This window comes from Methylocystis sp., assembly GCF_050246715.1.
Taxonomy (GTDB): Bacteria; Pseudomonadota; Alphaproteobacteria; order Rhizobiales; family Beijerinckiaceae; genus Methylocystis.
This window is the reverse complement of sequence record NZ_JBFWVN010000022.1, coordinates 26,009-44,889: the sequence shown is the minus strand read 5'-3', so window position 1 is coordinate 44,889 and position 18,881 is coordinate 26,009. Positions and strand designations below refer to the sequence as shown.

General features: G+C 60.5%; 14 protein-coding genes. 5 read left to right on the top strand and 9 right to left on the bottom strand.

Features of this window, described 5'->3' with window-relative positions:
- Positions 1-506: 506 nt before the first annotated feature.
- Complete coding sequence (locus AB7I51_RS09125) at positions 507-1,763, top strand: amidohydrolase family protein (protein WP_428403692.1); 1,257 nt, start codon at positions 507-509, stop codon at positions 1,761-1,763.
- A 66-nt stretch (positions 1,764-1,829) separates the two neighbouring features.
- Here the strand turns inward: AB7I51_RS09125 and AB7I51_RS09120 are convergent, their stop codons facing one another.
- Positions 1,830-4,145: a TonB-dependent receptor family protein gene (locus tag AB7I51_RS09120; protein ID WP_428403691.1), complete on the bottom strand. Its 2,316-nt coding sequence runs from the start codon at positions 4,143-4,145 to the stop codon at positions 1,830-1,832.
- Positions 4,146-5,314: 1,169 nt separating this feature from the next.
- Entirely contained in the window at positions 5,315-6,214 is a 900-nt protein-coding gene (gene phhA / locus AB7I51_RS09115; protein WP_428403690.1) for a phenylalanine 4-monooxygenase, read from the bottom strand.
- 99 nt (positions 6,215-6,313) lie between these two features.
- Between phhA and AB7I51_RS09110 the strand changes: the two genes are divergently transcribed.
- The 3 genes from AB7I51_RS09110 (at position 6,314) to AB7I51_RS09100 (ending at position 9,806) form a co-directional block, all read left to right on the top strand.
- Positions 6,314-7,810 carry a CoA-acylating methylmalonate-semialdehyde dehydrogenase gene (locus AB7I51_RS09110; RefSeq protein ID WP_428403689.1) on the top strand — a complete coding sequence of 499 codons (1,497 nt, stop codon included), beginning with the start codon at positions 6,314-6,316 and terminating at the stop codon, positions 7,808-7,810.
- 2 nt (positions 7,811-7,812) lie between these two features.
- Complete coding sequence (gene mmsB, locus AB7I51_RS09105) at positions 7,813-8,709, top strand: 3-hydroxyisobutyrate dehydrogenase (protein ID WP_428403688.1); 897 nt, start codon at positions 7,813-7,815, stop codon at positions 8,707-8,709.
- An 89-nt stretch (positions 8,710-8,798) separates the two neighbouring features.
- On the top strand, positions 8,799-9,806 hold the full coding sequence (locus AB7I51_RS09100; RefSeq protein ID WP_428403687.1) for a DUF4331 family protein: 1,008 nt from the start codon (positions 8,799-8,801) through the stop codon (positions 9,804-9,806).
- Between the two features lie 69 nt (positions 9,807-9,875).
- Here AB7I51_RS09100 and AB7I51_RS09095 read toward each other — a convergent pair whose 3' ends face one another.
- The 7 genes from AB7I51_RS09095 to ppsA form a co-directional block, all read right to left on the bottom strand.
- Positions 9,876-10,418, bottom strand: coding sequence for a DUF992 domain-containing protein (locus AB7I51_RS09095; protein ID WP_428403686.1), 543 nt, complete (start codon positions 10,416-10,418; stop codon positions 9,876-9,878).
- Positions 10,419-10,596: 178 nt separating this feature from the next.
- A complete protein-coding gene (locus tag AB7I51_RS09090; RefSeq protein ID WP_428403685.1) occupies positions 10,597-12,162 on the bottom strand; it encodes a DHA2 family efflux MFS transporter permease subunit in 1,566 nt (521 codons plus the stop codon).
- On the bottom strand, positions 12,159-13,301 hold the full coding sequence (locus AB7I51_RS09085; RefSeq protein ID WP_428403684.1) for an HlyD family secretion protein: 1,143 nt from the start codon (positions 13,299-13,301) through the stop codon (positions 12,159-12,161). The genes AB7I51_RS09090 and AB7I51_RS09085 overlap by 4 nt, the downstream gene beginning before the upstream one ends.
- Positions 13,302-13,358: 57 nt before the next feature.
- Positions 13,359-13,514: a DUF3309 family protein gene (locus tag AB7I51_RS09080; RefSeq protein ID WP_428403683.1), complete on the bottom strand. Its 156-nt coding sequence runs from the start codon at positions 13,512-13,514 to the stop codon at positions 13,359-13,361.
- A gap of 239 nt (positions 13,515-13,753) precedes the next feature.
- A complete protein-coding gene (locus AB7I51_RS09075) occupies positions 13,754-14,248 on the bottom strand; it encodes a cupin domain-containing protein (protein ID WP_428403682.1) in 495 nt (164 codons plus the stop codon).
- Between the two features lie 95 nt (positions 14,249-14,343).
- Positions 14,344-15,396, bottom strand: coding sequence for a calcium:proton antiporter (locus AB7I51_RS09070; RefSeq protein WP_428403681.1), 1,053 nt, complete (start codon positions 15,394-15,396; stop codon positions 14,344-14,346).
- Positions 15,397-15,497: 101 nt separating this feature from the next.
- Positions 15,498-17,969, bottom strand: a complete 2,472-nt coding sequence (gene ppsA / locus AB7I51_RS09065) for a phosphoenolpyruvate synthase (RefSeq protein WP_428403680.1) — start codon at positions 17,967-17,969, stop codon at positions 15,498-15,500.
- Between the two features lie 314 nt (positions 17,970-18,283).
- On the opposite strand from ppsA, the gene AB7I51_RS09060 reads away from it, so the two are divergent.
- Entirely contained in the window at positions 18,284-18,796 is a 513-nt protein-coding gene (locus AB7I51_RS09060; RefSeq protein ID WP_428403679.1) for an ABC transporter permease, read from the top strand.
- Positions 18,797-18,881 lie beyond the last annotated feature (85 nt).

The window sequence follows — 18,881 nt, the reverse complement described above, 5'->3', positions numbered from 1 at the left end:
CGGAGCGAACTGTCGCCGGACTGATGCGCGCACTCGAAACCCGCGCAGAAATCTTCAAGCCACTCGAATGCGCAAACTATTTCGCCGCGTGTGGATATGATCCACCTTGATCGGAGTCTGCTCTAGGCTTGCGGGGGCGAGCCATGTCGTAGATCAGAGCCGGACGTCAGAGGGGCGCGGCAAAAGCGTATTGCCCATCTTCGTCGACCGTGACGCGCCATTAAAATGGATAGGCTATGGAGGCGGCGCCATAGAAAGCGAACTAAAACGGCACTAATCATCTCGAATTGAAGTTCGTTTCATAGGAGTCTCCCGCTTTGGTTAAGAGCGGGAGCGCCGTTGTGGCCGATGCGACGGGACGTCCGATTGCTCCATTTTTGCAACCAGACTATTGACCGGGCGCCATCGGAAGAGATGACCGCTAAATTGCGTGCTTCGATCATCATCCATTTTGTCGATCAATGTGCTACATGCTCAGTTGGCCGCCAGCTTCGAATGGAGTCAGCATGACGAATGCGTGTCGCTTAATTGCAGACCAGGTGCGCCGCAAATTCTCTTCAAGTCGAATTCTCCTGCGCCACATCGCCGTGCTTGCTCTAATCTGTCAATCGTCAGCTTCAATCGCAGCTGAAATTCAAGTTCCGAGCCAGCCACGTTCCGAGCCAGGCGACGCTACCTCGATATTGCTGACTGCGCGTAGAATATTTGATGGCGTTGAGTTCCGATCGGACCAGTCGGTTTTCATAAAAGGCGCCGCTATCGTCGAAGTCGGCCCCCTGGAACGGCCGAAAGATCGAGCAAAAGAAGTCATAGACCTTGGCGATGCGACGATCTTACCGGGCTTTATCGAGCTTCATGCGCATATCGCGATACACAATGTCCCCGATGACGTCGTTTTGAAACATGGCGTCACGACGCTTAGGGAGGTGGGAGGCCCCGTATTGCGCGCTTCCGGAGGCAACGGAAAACTACGCCACTTAACATCCGGGCCAATCATTACGGTACAAGGCGGCTATCCCATATCGATTTTTGGCGCAGGCTACGTGGCCGAGGCGGTGCAGTCGGCCGAGGAAGCAAGAGATCTTGTGCGACGACTGGTCGAAGGGGGCGCCGCTGTTATCAAAATTGCGCTTGAACCCGGCGGCGAACCTGGTGCGCCCTGGAGCCAACAGCATCCGGGAATTGTTCCGCCTCCATGGGCGATGGCGAAGGTTGAACTCGTGTCCACGATCGTAGCGGAGGCTCACAGACTAGGAAAACTTGTAACTGCTCATATCGGCGAAAGCAGGGGCGCTTCGATCGCCCTGGCGGCGGGCGTTGATGAGTGGGCGCATGTTCCATGTTCCGAACTGGATGATCGCTTGATCGAGCGAGCGGCGCTGCAGAAAGTGAAAGTCGTTACAACACTCGATACGATGTCTCACTGCCCAGGAGTGTTCATAAACGCAAGGAAACTCTCAGAAGCTGGAGTTTCCTTTCTTTATGGGGCGGAAATCGCTCACGTGGATGTGCCGTGGGGTATCGATGCTCAAGAATTGCAACTCATGCGGCACGCAACACGAATGTCCGATGTCGAAATTTTGCGAGCCGCGACATCTGAGGCCGGCAAGGAACTCGGCATGGAGCCCCTGGAAAAATTAACAGCAGGCGCTCCTGCAGATCTCATCGCGGTCAAAGGAAACCCGCTGGGCAACTTCAAGATTCTCGAATATCCGGATTTGGTTATTTCCGGCGGAACTGTCGTTCTCAACAATTTTCGGTGAGCTTCATAGGAGCTCGGGTCGGCGCGGCCATAACAAGACCCGCGCCAACCCACACACCTTTCAGCGTTAGAAGCGATACTTTACGCCGCCATAGACCGACGCGCCATTACCGGGATAGAACGCCTGTGGATTGCCGGGCACCCAGTCATACAGGCCCGTAGCGATTGTGAACGGCGGGCGAGCGGCGTTAGCGACGCTGATGACGTCGCTGACATAATGGACGTTTCCGAGATTGCGCGCATCCAAATACAATTCAAGACCATTGGTCATCTTCCAACCTGCTTGCAGACCAATCAGGGCGTAGCCCGGCGCCCTCAGCGTATTGGCGTAATCCACATATGCGCCTGACGGGACCCAATCGACTTGCGGCGCAATATACAGCCCTTCCCGCGTGTTGTAGCTGACGGTCGTGCGCAGCACATTGCGCGGAATCGCCGGGAGCCAATTGTTCCCGTAGGTCGGGTCGCCATTGAAGGCGTATAGATTCATGTTCCATATCTGGGCGATCTTGAGAACGTCGCCGGCGCCTTCGCCCTGCAAGTCACGAAGAACCTCGACGCTGCCGCCAAGTTCGATGCCTTGGTGGACGGTATTTGGCGCATTGCGCGTGACGGACACTGTGCCGGAAGCCGGATTGGTGTTGAACTTCAGCAATTCGTCCCAGATATTGGCGTAGTAATAGGTAAAATCCCAAGCAAAACGGTCATATTTGCCCCGAGTGCCGATCTCGCCCGTCCAAGCCTTCTGCGCCTTGAGATTATTCATCTGAAACCCAAACAGACCCTCCGAATTTGGAAGCCATGGCGGTCGAGGCGCAAAAAGCGTTTGCGTCAGATCGATAAAGTCCGGCACGTCGCGCGATAGAGTAACATCGGAGAATACCTGAATATCCGGCGTGGCCTGCCACATCAGACCGAACTTCGGCATCAGCCCGTGATAGGTCTTGGACGCGCTTCCCGCGAGAGGCTCAAAGGGAATTCCGCCCAAGGCCGCCGTGGCTCTTCGATCGCTAATGTATTTCAGCCCCACCATCGCGATAAGATTTTTAGTAAGGTGAAATCTGTCCTCGCCATAGAATTCGACGTTGAAGGCGTTGATCGTATTGTTCCGCAGCTGCGGATTTTGACCCACCGGGACAAACGGGACAAGCGGACAGTCCTGCGCGATCGCATAATTGACGAATCCGCAAGCGTTGTTGCCATTGTTGAATCCGAACTGTGAAAGCGAATTCCACGACCATCCCGGGAAGCCGGCGCCGATGACATTGCCAAAAGGCGGCGCGCCAAACGAATTAAAGAGAGTGGGACGATCGGACAAGCCATAGGGGTTGGCGATCGTGCCGTTGAAATTCGTCCACCATTTGTCGCTTCCGTTCTCGCCCCAGACGCGCGCGCCGGCGATCACTTCATTCTTATGGCCAAGCAGTTCATGTTTGGACGTAAAGCGCGGCGTGACTCCCCAGTTGTTGGTGTTCTGCTGAATGACGACGAAGATCGGGTGATAGAGATACTGACCGATGTACCAGCTGCTGACGTCGAACTGCCCGAAATCCGTAACATAAGTCGTCTTGTTGGCGACGCGGTAGTTTTGCTGATATCGACCCTGATTGCCGCTAAAGGCCCAGTCGCCGGATGCGGGATTGATGTAGTTGCCATTATATGTTCCGAAACTTTCGACGAAAGGCGGCAGCGAAAGCCTCGGATCCGCCGCGATCTGACTCAGAGTCAGCGTGCCCGGCAATTGCTGATGGGTGTTGTAATAACCGAAATACATGCGGGTTTCGAGATTGTTCGAGAACCTGTATCCGGCATTGCCATTGATAAGCGTGTAATCGGACTTCTCGTGACCACGAAAACCAAGCGAATGCGTGAACGATCCATTGAGCAGAACGTCGAAGTTGCCGATGATTCTGGACGCCTGCGCCTGACCGCGTATGGTCTCGAAGCTTCCGCCTTCGAGATTGAGATAATTCGGCGAGATTGCGGTATAGGCCGTTGGCGAAACGAAATTGATGGCGCCGCCGAGCGTCGATGCGCCATAGGTCAATCCGTTGCCGCCCTTATAGACCTCGACGGCGCGATAATAGTGAGGGTCAATCGAATAGGTGTCGCCGGCGCCGTCCGCAAACGTCATCGGTATGCCGTCTTGCAGAAGCTCCAGTCCTCGATTGTGGAAGTCGCGCGTCAGATTGGAGCCGCGCACCGAGAGGCGGATCTCCGCGCCATATCGCGATTCTGCGAAGACGCCGGGCGTATCCTTTAGCGCGTCCCGCAGATCTGAAATGTAGCGCGTTTGCTGTTCTGGCGTATTGGAATCAACAAAGGCGACCGAGCCGACAGTGCGGTTGAGTTGCGCGCGCAGGGCGGGAATGGACGGCGCCACAAGGGAGCCTCCGCCTCTGGTGAACAGCGCCGGTTGGCCGGAGCCCTGTCCCCCTTCTATCGCAGGACCCGGTTCAGCAACCGTGCTGGGCGCGCCCGAGCTCGGGGGGTCGTCGAACGCGGCGATCGCGCCCCCAACTGCTGCGGTTTGCCAATCTCGATGGTCGGAAGGGCTTGCTGAGCCGCGGAATAATTCGGATCAGCCAAAGCCAGAGTGAGGACGGAGCCGCTAAGGGCGAGACGTTTCCGCAGCATCTTTTTGTTCCTAGTAAGTAGTCGGGAGGCGCGCAGCCACTCGTCAGCCGCGCTCTCGTCGAGCTGGCGCGGCGCAACGCGACTCCAATTCCAGATGCGGGGAGCGTTCTGATCGAGCTACGCTTATGCAGCGAGCGTGTGCGGGGCGAAAACGCCGACTCCGCTTGCTATGAAATGAGCGGAGGTGAAGTCGCAGACCAATTTGCGATCAACCCTGGCGGCCTCGGCCAGCCCGGTTTATCTCGATAAAACGTCGACAGGGAAACAACCGCCGACGAAAACAGAGCGTCCGTCGCCTTGAAGCTAAGAGCGCCCGGAACAATCAGGTCGCGCGCCGCGGAGGCGCAAAATACACAGCAATCCGAACAATCCTGGTTCGGCGTTTGGTGATCCGACTGACCCTCCGTCCAGTCGCAATGTTCGCCAAGATCGAGGGTCGAAAGAACGGGATTCGCCACGCTCGACGACTCTAAAAACGCGCCGGCGATCGCCAAAAAGCTCAATCCACGCAGAACAAGCAGAGACAACATCGCCGCCGCAATGATCTTGCGGCCCCCCGTGCGCCCATGAGTCTGATGGTTGACCATCTGAATATCCGCCGCCCCACTTGACGAGGCGAGTTTGCCTCCAGCGAGAATGGATTCTTGTTACTCTACCAAACTGGTCTGGGCAATGGCGCAGGCGAAGATTGGAGCGCCGACGCGCTCAATTCCTGAGCGCTGTTGCAATTGAGACACATCGCGGTGACTTCGTTGTCGGCTCCGGCATTGTTGGGAGAACTTTGCTATCGAGCAACGACCCGGCTGTTGAGGCCTTCATTGATCGCATTCGGGAGAGGGCAATTCGTTCATCGCTGGAGCGAAAACACAGGGCAGACCAAAAAATTGATCTAAAGAAAATCGCTGGGCCCATGGATCATGATCGGCGAGGATTGGCATAAGCGCTTTGCTTGCCGCGAAAATAATGGAAATCGCCGCTCGAGAGGATGCGATCTCCCGGCGCCAGTTCATAGGGTGCAAAGTCCGAAGCGCCGCGCAGCCGATCATAGATCGGACCGAAATCCTGATAGCCGGCGTCAAGCAGCTTCTCGAAGCTTTCGATGACGAAATAGGTCTGCTGAAAATCGCTGATGACGTAATTTGTTCGCATCACCCTTTCGAGATCGAAGGCGACGCGGTTCGGCGAGGAATCTTCGAGCGAAAAGACCGTCTCCGAAGGCGAGGACAGGATTCCGGCCCCGAAGATGCGCAACCCAGCCGGCGTCTCGATCAGGCCGAATTCGATTGTATACCAGTAAAGCCGCGCGAGATGATGGAGCTGGCCGCGCGCCAGCGCCCGTTGGCCGCCCTTGCCGTAGGCTTCGAGAAAGCGCGCATAGGTCGGATTGGCGAGGAGCGGCACATGGCCGAAGACGTCGTGGAAGACGTCGGGCTCCTGTAGATATCCAAGCTCCGACTCAGGGCGAATGAAGGCGCCCGCCGGAAAGCGCCGATTGGCGAGATGATCGAAGAAGGCGTCGTCCGGAATAAGGCCCGCGACCGGAACCACGCTCCAGCCGGTCATCGCGCTCAATCGGCGGCTGAGATCGGCGAAATCCGGAATGCCGGAGCGCGACAGTTCGAGCTTCTGCTTCGCCTCCAGGAATTCGTCGCAGGCTCGGCCTGGTAGGAGCTTCGCCTGCCGGGCGAACAGCCTGTTCCAGCGATCATGTTCCTCGTCGCTGTAGGAGGCCCAGTTCTGATCGATCGTCCAGTCCGCCTGTCGCGGCGCCCGCGCGTATCGATTCTTGCTTTCGTCTGCGAGTTGCAGTCCCATCGCCGATGGCCGTCGTGGAAGCCCTGTCTCTTTAATATATAGGAAAGCCATCCGGTCCTGCGAGATGACATCGCGCGGACGCGCCTTAGATGAGCGAACATGGAAGAATTATCGCATTTTATCGGCGGACGCCGGGTCAAGGGAACGTCCGGGCGTTTCAGCGACGCCTATGAGCCGATGACCGGCGCGGCGATCTCCCGCGTGCCGCTCGCCAGCCGCGACGAGGTGTGCGCCGCGGTCGACAACGCCGCTGCGGCGCAACGCGAATGGGCGGCGGTCAATCCGCAACGCAGAGCCCGCGTGCTGATGAAATTCGTCGATATCGTCGGGCGCGAGAAGGAGAGGCTGGCGTCAATTCTCGCCCGCGAGCACGGCAAAACCCTCGCCGACGCGCAAGGCGAGATTCAGCGCGGCGTCGAGGTCGTCGAATTCTGCATCGGCGTTCCGCATCTGATGAAAGGCGAATTTACCGATTCGGCGACGGCGGGCTTTGATGTTTATTCGATGCGCCAGCCGCTCGGCGTCGTCGCCGGCATTACGCCGTTCAATTTCCCGGTGATGATTCCGATGTGGAAATTCGCGCCGGCGATCGCCTGCGGCAACGCCTTCATCCTAAAACCCTCCGAGCGCAATCCCGGCGCGCCGCTGCTGCTCGCCGAACTGATGCTCGAAGCCGGACTGCCGGCGGGCGTGCTCAATGTCATCAATGGCGACAAGGAAGCGGTCGACGCGCTGCTCGAAGAGCCGCGAATCAAAGCCATCGGCTTTGTCGGCTCAACGCCTGTCGCGGAATATGTTTATGCGCAAGGAGCGGCTCACGGGAAGCGCATGCAATGTTTCGGCGGCGCAAAGAACCATATGGTGATCATGCCTGACGCCGACATGGATCAGGCGGTCGACGCTCTGGTCGGCGCGGCTTACGGGTCCGGCGGCGAGCGCTGCATGGCGATTTCGGTCGCCGTGCCGGTGGGCGAAGAAACAGCCGACGCGCTCGTCGCTCGGCTCGAACCAAGGGTGGAAAATCTCCGCATCGGACCGTCTACCGATCCATCGGCCGATTTCGGCCCGCTGATCACCCGCGCGCATCTGGAGCGGGTCAAGGACTATGTCGCGCTCGGAGTCGAGGAGGGCGCCAAGCTTCGGGTCGACGGACGCGGCTTCAAGATGCAAGGCTATGAGAACGGCTTTTACATGGGGGGCTGCCTGTTCGACGAAGTGCGGCCCGACATGCGCATCTATAAGGAGGAAATCTTCGGCCCGGTGCTCAGCGTCGTTCGCGCGTGCGGCTTCGACGAGGCGCTGTCGCTCGCCAATGATCACGAATTTGGCAATGGCGTCGCCATCTTCACCCGCGACGGCGACGCGGCGCGGGAATTCGCCTCCCGCGTCGAAGTCGGCATGGTCGGCGTCAATGTGCCGATCCCGACGCCCTTGGCCTATTACACCTTTGGCGGCTGGAAACGATCGATGTTCGGCGATCTCAATCAGCACGGGCCGGACGCCATGCGCTTCTATACCAAGACCAAGACCGTCGCATCGCGCTGGCCGGGCGGCGTCGGGGCGGGCGCGAGTTTCGTCATGCCGACGTTGTCGTAGTTATGAGGCGCGTCGCTTTCATCGGCCTCGGCAATATGGGGCGCCCGATGGCGGCGGCGCTGGCGCGCGCCGGCGTCGAGACGCGCGGCATCGATCTTAACGCGTCGCTCGTAAAAGCCGCCGCCGAGGACGGCGTGATCGCCGCAAGCTCCTTGCGCGATGCGATCGGCGGCGCCGAAGTCGCCATCACCATGTTGCAGAGTGGCGATCAGACGCTTGCCGTCTGGAGCGAAATCGCGCCGGAAGCGCGCGGCAAGCTGCTCATCGACTGTTCCACCATCGACGTCGAAAGCGCGCGCGGTGCGCACCGTCTCGCGCAAGCGAACGGCGCGCTCTCGGTCGACGCGCCGGTGTCGGGTGGCGTCGCCGGCGCGAAAGCGGCGACTCTGACCTTCATGTGCGGCGGCGAGGCGGCGGCCTTCGCGGCGGCGCAGCCCGTTCTCGAACATATGGGCGCGCATGTGCTTCATTGCGGCGACGCCGGCATGGGGCAGGCGGCGAAAATCTGCAACAATCTCATGCTCGGCGTCACGATGATCGCAACGGCCGAGGCCTTCGTGCTCGCCGAACGGCTGGGACTGTCGCATCGGGCGTTGTTCGAGGCGGCGTCGATTTCTTCGGGCCAGTCCTGGTCGCTGACGAGCTACTGCCCGGCGCCTGAGTTGGTCCCTACGTCACCTGCAAACAATGACTATAGGCCCGGTTTTATGTCCGCCCTGATGCTGAAGGATTTAAGACTCGCCCAGGAAGCCGCCGCTCGAGCCGGCGCCGCCTCGCCGCTCGGCGCAGCGGCGACGCAACTCTATGCTTTGCATCAGGCTGCGGGCCAAGGCGGCGCGGATTTTTCGAGCATCATCAAATTGATCCGCGGCGAACCAAGCGAACGGGGTCAATCCTAATCTTGAAACAGAGGCGACACAGCGTTCTTCGATAATCGCGCCGCTGGTTGAGTTGGAAATCCTTCCCACGTCTCTAAAGGAGGCGAAACATGTCGAATCATTTCACCGGCCTCAGTCTCGGTCCGCCGCTTGGCGATCAGCGGTTGGACTTGTGCGATCTCTATGCGTTTCAGTCGCCGAGCGATCCGTCTCGGACCGCGATCATCCTCAACGCCAATCCCTCTTTCGACGAGTTTCATCCGGACGCCATCTATCGGCTCAACATCGACAATGACGGCGATTGCCTGACGGACATCGCGATCAGCTATGTGTTCTCGCCAAAGCAAAACGGCCGGCAGACCTTCGACGTTTACCTCGCGCGCGGCGTCGAATCGCATTCTCCCGAACCGGTCGGCGAAAAGATCGTCTCGGGCGCGGAAGTGTCTTTCGACCCCGAGCCGAACATGGTCCGATCCGGCGATTTCACCTTCTTCGCCGGCGTGCGCAGCGACGCTTTCTTTTTCGATTACGACGGCATTCTGGCGCTGTTCGATACATCCGGCGGTAGAAATTTCACCGCCCCGCATCTTGGCGGCAAGTCTCCCTGGACGGGCGTCGATTCGAACACCGAGGCGAATGTGCTTTCGACCGTCGTCGAAATGCCGACGAGCGCTCTTGGCGGCAATCCAGCCGTCAGAATTTGGGGGCGTTGCAGCGTGCGCCGTAACGGTGAACTCGTTCACGTCGATCGCGCCGGCCACCCGTCGGTCAGCAGCTTCTTCAACACGGACGAAACCAAGGAAGAATATAACGCCAGCGAACCGGTGAACGATCGCAAGCGCTGGCTCGAACAGTTCATCCATCTGATGGGCCATACCGGCAATTATGCCAGGGACGAGGCGATCGCCGCGATCGACGAACACGGCATCCTGCCGGATATGCTCAGCTTCGATCCCACACGGCCTGCGGGCTACCCGAATGGCCGCACCTTCGCCGACGACGTCATCAATTTTCGTCTGTCGTTTCTTTCAAAGGGCGACATTCCCCCAGACGGGCTGAAGCCGCATACCGACACTTTGCAAGAATTCCCTTACATCGGAACGCCGCATTCGAAGTGACGTCGATGGCCGCAAAAAAGGGCGCGCTGGCGGCGCGCCCATTCGGTCGGTTCGGTGCACAGCCCGATTTTACCGATGGTGGCGAGGCTTCTTGGGCGCGGGGCCGGGCGGCGGCGGGGGCGGCGTCACCGGCATATATTGCAGGCTGACATTGCCGATGCCGGCGGAGACATTGAGTCCGGTGCCCAGAGAGACGGAAACCGGCTGCAGGGAGATTGTCTTGTTGGAGCCGCCGACCAGAACGGCGGCGCCAGCGCCGGCGCCGACCGCGGCTGAGCCCTCCGCGCCGACATAGTCTCCGGCCAGCGCGCCAGGCTCGATGCTATTTGTCGCTGCGAGAACCGTCCAAATCATCTGGCCCGGACCGCTGATGCCGATATTGGCGCCAACATTGGTCAGTCTGCCGATGTAATGCTGGGGCGGGCTGCCTTTCGCGTCCCTGTACACGCAGTCGAGCGCCTGATTTTCGATGATGATCATGCCGACGCCGCCGGAAAGATGGCAGAGCAGGGTGCCGACTTGCACGGATTGCGCCATGGCGGCGCTGGGCGCAAGCGCGATTGTGAAGGACATCGCCCAAAAGGCGCGTCCGAGCGAAAAGCGAAACATCATTGATCTCCATTTATGGCTGCGGAACTCTACCGCGCGGGCGGAACTCTAAAGGCGAAAATCGCAAAAAGTAACCCCGCAGCGAGCCCCTCGAACGATCGCTGGAAGATTTGCGCACAGGGACGAGTCGCCCGAAACGCAATGCGACGCAAAGAGCAAGGGCGCGATCGATTGCGCCGCATCAATGCGCCGGCGTCGAGGTATGGGCGCCGAGCCGGGCGTGGCGCAAGAACAAGGCGATCGGGATGATGATCGCCGCGACGAGCGTCAGCACATAGAAAACGTCGATGTAGGCCAGATGGGAAGCCTGCGTCTGCGCCTGTCTGCCGATCCAGGCGAAAGCCTGCCGACGTGCGTCCGAGGCCGTGCTGCCGAGCGCGAGAAAATATTCGGTGGCGCGGCGAAACGCCTCCTGAAATTGAACATTGGAGGGAATCGTTTTTTCCGCCAGCCGGCTTAAATGGAATTGTTCTCGGTGCGCCAGAACGTTCTGCGCAAGCGAAACGCCGATTGAGCCGCCGACATTGCGCGCGACATTGATGAGCGCTGAAGCCTGGTCGGTCTTCTCGGGCGGCAGGCCCTGGTAGGAGGCGGTGGTAACCGGAATGAAAATGAGCGGCAGACCGATTCCAATATAGATGCGCGTGCGCGCGAAATACCAGAAGTCAAGGTCGACGTAGAGATAGGTGAGATTGTATATCGAAAGGGCGACCACGGCGGCGCCAGCCATGATGAGATATTTCGGCTGCACCAGATTCGATAGCCGCCCGACGACGATCATCATCGCCATCGTCACCACCCCGCCAGGCGATAGCACCAGGCCGGCGAGAGTCGCCGTATAGCCGAAGGAGAGCTGAAGCAGTTGCGGCAGGATCTGCGTAGTTGCGATGAGCACCGCGCCGACCGCCATCATCACCAGGAAACAGGCGCCGAACTGCCGCGTCGCGATCATCCGAATATCGACCACGGGATTTTTGCGCGTCGCCTCCCAAGGGACCATGAGCGCAAAGGCGGCGGCGGAAACGCTCGCGAATCCGATGATGAAATTTGAGCCGAACCAGTCGTCGCGCTGACCGCGATCGAGCACGACTTCGAGCGCGCCGAGAAATGTCGACACGAGCAGAAATCCGATGAAATCGAAGGGCGGCGCGCTTCGCTTGACGTCCGGTTCGCGCAACACGGCGGCGACCATGGCGATCGACAACAGTCCGATGGGGCCGTTGATCAGGAAACACCAATGCCAGGAATAATTGTCGGAAAGCCAGCCGCCAAGTGTCGGACCGATGACGGGCGCAACCACCACAGCTATGCCAAAAAGCGCGAAGCCCTGTCCGCGCTTTTCCGGCGGAAAAGCGTCGGCGAGAACCGATTGCGAGACGGGCACCATTCCGCCGCCGCCGAGCCCTTGCAGGACACGAAAAAAGAGCAGCGAGCGGATATCCCAGGCGAAGCCGCACAATATCGAGCTTGCGGTAAAGAGTGCGAGGCAGATGAGAAAAAACGGCTTTCGGCCCAGCGCCTTCGCCAGATGGCTGCTCGCCGTCAAGATCACCGCGTTGGAGACGAGATAGGTCGTCACCACCCATGCAGCTACATCGGGGGATACGGCCATGCCGCCGGCGATATAAGGCAGGGCGACATTGGCGATGGTCGTATCCAGCACCTCCATGAAGGTCGCGACCGAGACGACGGCGGCGATCAACCAAGGGTTGGGCGCGGCGGCGCCGATGTGATCGACGGCGCTCACAAGAGGTTTCTCAGCCGTTCATAAATCGAAGGATGCGGGTTGACGCGAACCGTTGGGACGACCGACATTCCGGGGCCGAGCACGAGGTCGGACGGCAAGTCGTCAATCGAGATTTTCACCGGCACTCGCTGAACGATCTTGACGTAATTGCCTGTCGCATTCTCCGCCGGCAGCAGCGAGAACGCCGTGCCGGAACCCGGCTGAATGCTGACGACGCTACCCGGAAAGGCGCGTTGCGGATATGCGTCGACGCTTATCCGCGCAGGCTGCCCGGGACGCATGTCGTCAAGTTGGGTCTCCTTGAAATTCGCCGTCACCCAAATGTTGTCGGGAACGAACATCGCAAGGCTTGCGCCCGCCTGCGCCAGCTCTCCGACCGCGGCCGTTAGTCGAACGACTCGACCGGCCTCGGCGGCTCGCACCGTCGTATAGGACAGGTTAAGCCGGGCCTTGTCGACTTGCGCATTGGCTTGCGCGATCTTCGCCTGCGCCGCAGCGCGCTGCGCCTCCAATGACTGAATCTGTCCGCGGGCGGCTTCCAGGGCGTCGCTGGCGCGTTCACGCCCCGCCTGTTCTTGCGCCAGTTGCGACGAGGTCCGCTGCTGGCGTTGCACCGTTCCGGTGCCCCGCCGGACCAGGGTGCGCGATCGAGTCGCCTCCTGCTGGGCGAAAAGCAGCGCGGCCCGCGACTGCTCGACCTTCGCCTCGGACGCGCTGATCTGAGCGCGCTGCGCGGCGATTTGCGCGTCGAGATTATTGGCGGTCGCTCGCGCGACCGCCAGTTGAGCCTCGGCGTCGGCCAATGCGATGCGATAGTCGCGTTGATCGATGCGGGCGATGACATCGCCGGCGGAGACATGTTGATTGTCGGTCACCTCGACGGCGGTGATGTATCCCGACGCCCTCGGAGAGATCGAATATTGTCTGGCGTCAATGAATGCGTCGTCGGTCGACTCGAAGTGCGACGCATAATCCCAGTAGATGAACCCGCCGATTCCAAGAAAAATGAGCGCCAGCGCGCCAATGAGGACGAGCCAAGGATGGCGTCGGACAAATCCGACCGTGCGCGCCTCCCTCGAGGCGTCGCGGTCGGATTGAACGTCTCTGCGCTCGAGCGGCCCTGTTCTGGTCTCGATCATGCATTACCCCGCGCGCCCGAAGCGTGCTGGCAAGCCCCCGAGCCGGCGTCACGGCGCTTACAGCCTGCCAATCGGCGCCATGACGACGACAATTGCGAGCACGGCGCCGATGACGCCGCCGGGGCCATATCCCCGTCCGGAACTATAAGGCCATGCAGGAAGCGCGCCGAGGCGCAACAACAGTAGGACGATGATGAGGATGGTCGAGAGCATGGATGAAATCCTTGCCCGCCGCACCTTGCTCGCCACCCTTCATGCGCAACTCTCGCGCTGAAAGATTGTTCCTTGCGACTGGCCAGCGCAAACATGGCGCGATCGGCTCTGCTTGTCTTCGAGCCCGGCGCGACTACTTCAACGCGATAGGCGGCCGCCAGCGCGCGGCCGCCCAAAAAAGGAACGGCTCGCGACCTCGGATGTAAAGGCGCGAGCCGTTTCATCTGACGCCCCAATTTTTACGGTTTGGCCGCCCCGGCTGGGGCGATGTTGAGGCGCGGGTCGTCTTTCGGATTGTAATAGTCGATCTTCCAGGGGCCGGTCGCGTTGATCTGCAGCACCGAGTCCTCATCGACAAAGACATAATGCAGGACGCCGCCGGGCATCGCGATAAAGCCGCCGGCAGGAAGCTTCTCAACGCTGGCGCGGTCCGCCGATTGGCCTCTCCCGAAGCTGAAGGCGCCTGAGATGATCGTCACGAGTTCCGCGCTGGGATGGGTGTGCGGCGGAACGCGATAGCCCTTTGGCGCCCTGATGCGAATGACGAAATCTCCTTCCTGGGTCGGATCTCCATAGAGCACCGCCATTTCGGCGCCGCCCGGCAAAGAAGAGGGCGCCGGCGCCCATTTGATGTCGCCGGGGAGAAAGGCGCGATGCGCGTCGACCGCGCCGCCGCGCGCCGTTCCGCTCAACGCCAGAAGCCCGGCGAATAGGATTGCCAATCTTGGTTTCATCAGTCTCTCCCGTCGCGCTTTTGTCGCGCTTGCGCGGCGCCGGACTGATGTCGGCGCCGCTTGCTGAGCGACTCATATAGGGCGCGATGACGGGGCTAGCCCCACCAGAAGATCGCCGCGACGATGACATAGAGCCCGATCAGCGCCGCCCCGTCGACCATGTCGGCCCGGCCGTCTACGGTCACGACGGTGACGACCAAGACTGAAAGAAACAGCGCCGCCGTGAGAATCGGCGGAATGGCGAGCGTGAATGGCGTCGCGCCGCCAATCGCAAAGCTGATGAGCACGAGCGCTGGGATAAGCGCCACCGCGACCTGAAGCGCCGAGTTGAGGATAACGCTGACTGCGAGGTCCGCCTTGCCTTGAGCCGCAAGCCGAACGCCAACCACATTTTCGACGGCGTTGCCGGCGATGGCGACAACGACAAGACCCGAGAAGGCTTCGCTGACGCCAAGCGCTTCGATCGCGGGCCCGAGCGCATCGACAAACCAATCCGACACAAAGCCGGCGGCGATACCGCAAGCGGCGAGAACGCCGACCGCTGCGCCAAGCGGCCAGGCGTGAAGTCGCGCATGAGTCTCGGCCGGCAGCGCGCGCTGGCCCTGTCTCAGTATGGCCTGGGTGAGAACGATGAAAACCAACAGCAGCACGATTGCGCAGACAACGGCCAGCGCCTGCTCATGGGCGCCGCTGGGAAGATGCAATTCCTGCGCGAGCGTCGGCAGCACCAGCGCCGACACCGCCAGGAGGAGCAGCGTCGCAATCATCCGCGGCGTTTGGCTCTCGAAGCAAAGAACGCCATGCTTCCAGCCGCCGGCGACAAAAGCGAGCCCGAGAACGAGGAGGGCGTTGGACAAAATCGAGCCGATCAGCGAAGCCTGTACGACGGTGAGCAGTCCGGCTTTCAGCGCGAAGATGCAGACGAACAGTTCGGGCAGATTGCCGACCGCCGACTGAATGACGCCAGTCGTCGCCGGCGAGAGGCGATTGCCGAGCTGGTCGGTGGCTTCGCCAATGATATGCGCGACGCTCGCGAGCGCCAGAGCCGAGGCGATAAAGTTCACGATCGATCCGGCTTCTGCAAAATGCAGCGCCGCCGCGACTCCTACGAGTCCGGCGGACGGCGCCATCGTGGCGAAAAATTTCATGTTGAATTCCTCGCTGGCGCCGCGCCGCCGCAGCGCGATCGACGCATGCGGCGTCCGGCGCGCAGAGCAATTTGACTTGAGCGAAAGATGGGCGCGGCCGATCAAACCGTCTTTCTCGGCGTTCTGCCGAGACGCTTCTCCAATTCGACGATGCGCTTCGTCGTCTGCAGGACCGAGTCAGGATTAAGGCTGATCGAGTCGATCCCCAGGCCGACCAGGAACTCGGCGATCTCGGGATAATCCGAGGGCGCCTGGCCGCAAATTCCGCAGTGACGACCATTGCGTTTTGCGCCTTCGACCGCCAAGCGAATGATCTCCTTGACGCCTTCGTCGCGTTCATCGAAATCGAAGGCGACGATTTCCGAGTCGCGGTCGACGCCAAGCGTGAGTTGCGTCAGATCGTTCGACCCGATCGAAAATCCGTCGAAGCGCTTCGAGAATTGATCGACCAACAACACATTGTTCGGAATTTCGCACATGACGTAAATTTCGAGCCAGTTCTTGCCGCGTTCGAGACCTAGCTCGCGCATCAGGGAAAGGACTTTTTCCGCTTCATCGATGCGACGACAGAAGGGGATCATCAGCTTGACGTTGACGAAGCCCATCTCGTCGCGCACGCGTTTCATCGCGGCGCATTCAAGCGCGAAGCCGTCCCGATAGGCGGGGTGCGCGTAGCGCGACGCGCCGCGAAAGCCGATCATCGGATTTGCTTCAAAAGCTTCGAATACTCCGCCGCCGAGCAATGACGCATATTCATTGCTTTTGAAGTCCGACATGCGCACGACGACAGGCTTCGGGTAAAACGCCGCCGCGATCGCGCCGACTCCTTCCGACAGACGCTTGACGAAGAATTCGGAGGGGCTCGCATAGTTGACGGTCAGCCTCGCAATTTCGGCGCGTTCATGCGCGTCGAGCCGCTCGGGGTGGACGAGCGCCATCGGATGCGCCTTAATCGAATCGGCGATGACGAATTCCATGCGCGCGAGACCGACGCCGTCATTGGGCAAAGCGGCGAGTGTGAACGCGCTGTCGGGATTGCCGACGTTCATCATCACGTGAGTGGCGGGCTTCGTCAGAGTCGAAAGATTGACTCTTTCCACCTCAAACTCGATGCCGCCTTCATAGACCTTGCCGACGTCGCCCTCGGCGCAGCTCACCGAAATCAGATCGCCGGTGCTGATGACGCGCGTCGCCGCATCCGTGCCGACGATCGCTGGAATGCCGAGTTCGCGCGCGACGATCGCCGCATGGCAGGTGCGCCCGCCGCGATTGGTCACGATGGCGGCGGCCGATTTCATCACCGTGCCCCAATCGGGCGAGGTCGTGTCGGCGACAAGAATCTCGCCCGGGACGAATGTCGAGAGCGCGCTGACGTGCTCGATCACCCGCGCCTTGCCGCTGGCGATCTTGGCACCGACCGCGCGCCCTTCGATCCTCACCGCGCCGTGCTTCGTCACCGTGTAAATTTCGGCGATGTTACGGTCGCGGCGAGAAGCGACCGTTTCGGGACGGGCCTGAACGATATAGAGCTGGCCGTCGACGCCGTCCTTCGCCCATTCGATATCCATCGGACGGTGTGCGCCGGCTTTGGCGCTATAATGCTCCTCAATTACCATGGCCTGTCCGGCGAGCGTCAGCGCCTCTTCGTCTGATATGCAGAATCTCTCTTGGTCCTTGACGTCGGTCGGAAGGTTCCGCGTCGTCGCCCTGCCGCGATCGGAAAAAACCATCCTGATTTTTTTTGCGCCAAGCGCGCGCTTCAAGACGGCGCGCTTGCCCTGCCGATAGGTGGGTTTGAAGACGTAAAATTCATCCGGATCGACCGCGCCCTGCACCACATTCTCGCCGAGACCATAGGCGCCGGTGATGAAGACGACGTCCTCGAATCCGCTTTCCGTGTCGATCGTGAAGATGACGCCGGACGCAGCTAAGTCGGACCGCGCCATTTTCATCACGCCGACCGAATTGAACACCTTGAAGTGATCGAAGCCATTGTCGATGCGATAGCGAATGGCGCGGTCGGTGAACAGGCTCGCAAAGCAATGACGAACCGCGTCGAGAACGGCCGCGGCGCCGCGCACATTGAGATAGGTGTCGTGCTGGCCGGCGAAACTCGCATTCGGCAAATCTTCGGCCGTCGCCGAAGAGCGCACGGCGACCGTCAGATCGGCGCCATATTCCTCGGTGAGCTGGGCCAGGGCGCCGCGAATTTCAGCTTCGAGATCGGGCGGCGTCGGCGCGCCATAAACGACGTCGCGGGCGCGTGCGGCCCGTTTTGCAAGATCGTCGACGTCAGACGGATTCAGTCCGTCGAGCGCCGCCTTGAGGGCGGTCCAGGCGCCAGCCCGGTCGAGCGCATAGCGATAGGCTTCGGCGGTCACGGCGAAACCATTGGGCACCAAAATGCCTTTCGCCGTCAGCTCCCGGTACATTTCGCCGAGCGAAGCGTTTTTGCCGCCGACGAGCGGCACGTCGGCGATGCCTACTTCGTCGAAAAAGCGAATGAACCGCGCGGGCGCCGGATGCGCCGTCTTTGCCTTGTAAGACGTGATGGAGTCGGCCGTTTCGTTCATGACGAGCTCTTTTTGTTCGGGGTTCGGACGAGAAGTCGTGGAGCCTACTGGGCTACAATTATTGCAGGCGCGCGGCGACAGTGAGCACACGCACAGAATTTCTTTCAGCAGGAGGCGTTTTTAGTCGCAACAGCGATCGTATTGGCTTAAGCATCGGTTTGTGGAGGCCGGTTCTGTCCTATGAAGAATGCTCTCCTCGCTCGCCATAGCTAAAGCTTGACTTGGCGGTCGAGATTTAGCCGGATTCTTGACCATAATGGGAATCTGAGCGAACGCGCTGGCTAATCCAGCTCGTGCGATGGCGGGAGACGCAAATGGAATCGCTGGATCTGGATCAGGTGATGGACGAAATCATCCCAAGAGGGGAGAACCGGCCTCCGGCCCCCAACTATCCGGCCCGTCAGCGGCCGCGCGCCCCAGACGACGCCGTAGCGGCGCTGGACCTCGTATCCCAAGCCGCCGCCGCGATAAAGGAGCTCGAGAAGCAGTCGGCTCAAGCGGTGGCGCGCGCCCATACCGCAGCGAATGCGGTGCGAGAGAAGCTGGAGCGCGCCGAAGAGCGCGGCGACCGGGCAGAAGCGGCGCTGCTTAAATCGGAAGCTGAATCCGCCGAACTCTCGACCGCGCTGGTGCAGGCGCGCAACGATATCGATGCGTTGCAGTCGCTGCTCGCGGCGACGCAGGCCGAGCTTACGGCCATGGAGCAGCGGGCGGTCGGCGCGGAAAGGCGCGCCACTGAGTCGGACGCCGCCGTTCAAAGGATCGTCGACGCGATTAGAACGCAGCTTCCGGTCAAGGTCGCCGAACAGGCGAATCCCGCCGCCTGAAGCGCATTCGGGGCCGCACAGTCGTGCGGCCTTAGCGGGGAATCGCTCAAAGGCGAAGCTGTTTAGGCGGCGTTCGAGCGCCTTC

Bases quoted from the DNA above. Each gene is read 5' to 3' on its own strand.
- AB7I51_RS09070 (WP_428403681.1), bottom strand. From the start codon at position 15,396: ATGAAATTTTTCGCCACGATGGCGCCGTCCGCCGGACTCGTAGGAGTC.
- AB7I51_RS09110 (WP_428403689.1), top strand. From the start codon at position 6,314: ATGGAAGAATTATCGCATTTTATCGGCGGACGCCGGGTCAAGGGAACG.
- AB7I51_RS09060 (WP_428403679.1), top strand. From the start codon at position 18,284: ATGGAATCGCTGGATCTGGATCAGGTGATGGACGAAATCATCCCAAGA.
- ppsA (WP_428403680.1), bottom strand. From the start codon at position 17,969: ATGAACGAAACGGCCGACTCCATCACGTCTTACAAGGCAAAGACGGCG.
- phhA (WP_428403690.1), bottom strand. From the start codon at position 6,214: ATGGGACTGCAACTCGCAGACGAAAGCAAGAATCGATACGCGCGGGCG.
- AB7I51_RS09075 (WP_428403682.1), bottom strand. From the start codon at position 14,248: ATGAAACCAAGATTGGCAATCCTATTCGCCGGGCTTCTGGCGTTGAGC.
- AB7I51_RS09085 (WP_428403684.1), bottom strand. From the start codon at position 13,301: ATGATCGAGACCAGAACAGGGCCGCTCGAGCGCAGAGACGTTCAATCC.
- AB7I51_RS09080 (WP_428403683.1), bottom strand. From the start codon at position 13,514: ATGCTCTCGACCATCCTCATCATCGTCCTACTGTTGTTGCGCCTCGGC.
- AB7I51_RS09125 (WP_428403692.1), top strand. From the start codon at position 507: ATGACGAATGCGTGTCGCTTAATTGCAGACCAGGTGCGCCGCAAATTC.
- mmsB (WP_428403688.1), top strand. From the start codon at position 7,813: ATGAGGCGCGTCGCTTTCATCGGCCTCGGCAATATGGGGCGCCCGATG.
- AB7I51_RS09095 (WP_428403686.1), bottom strand. From the start codon at position 10,418: ATGATGTTTCGCTTTTCGCTCGGACGCGCCTTTTGGGCGATGTCCTTC.
- AB7I51_RS09100 (WP_428403687.1), top strand. From the start codon at position 8,799: ATGTCGAATCATTTCACCGGCCTCAGTCTCGGTCCGCCGCTTGGCGAT.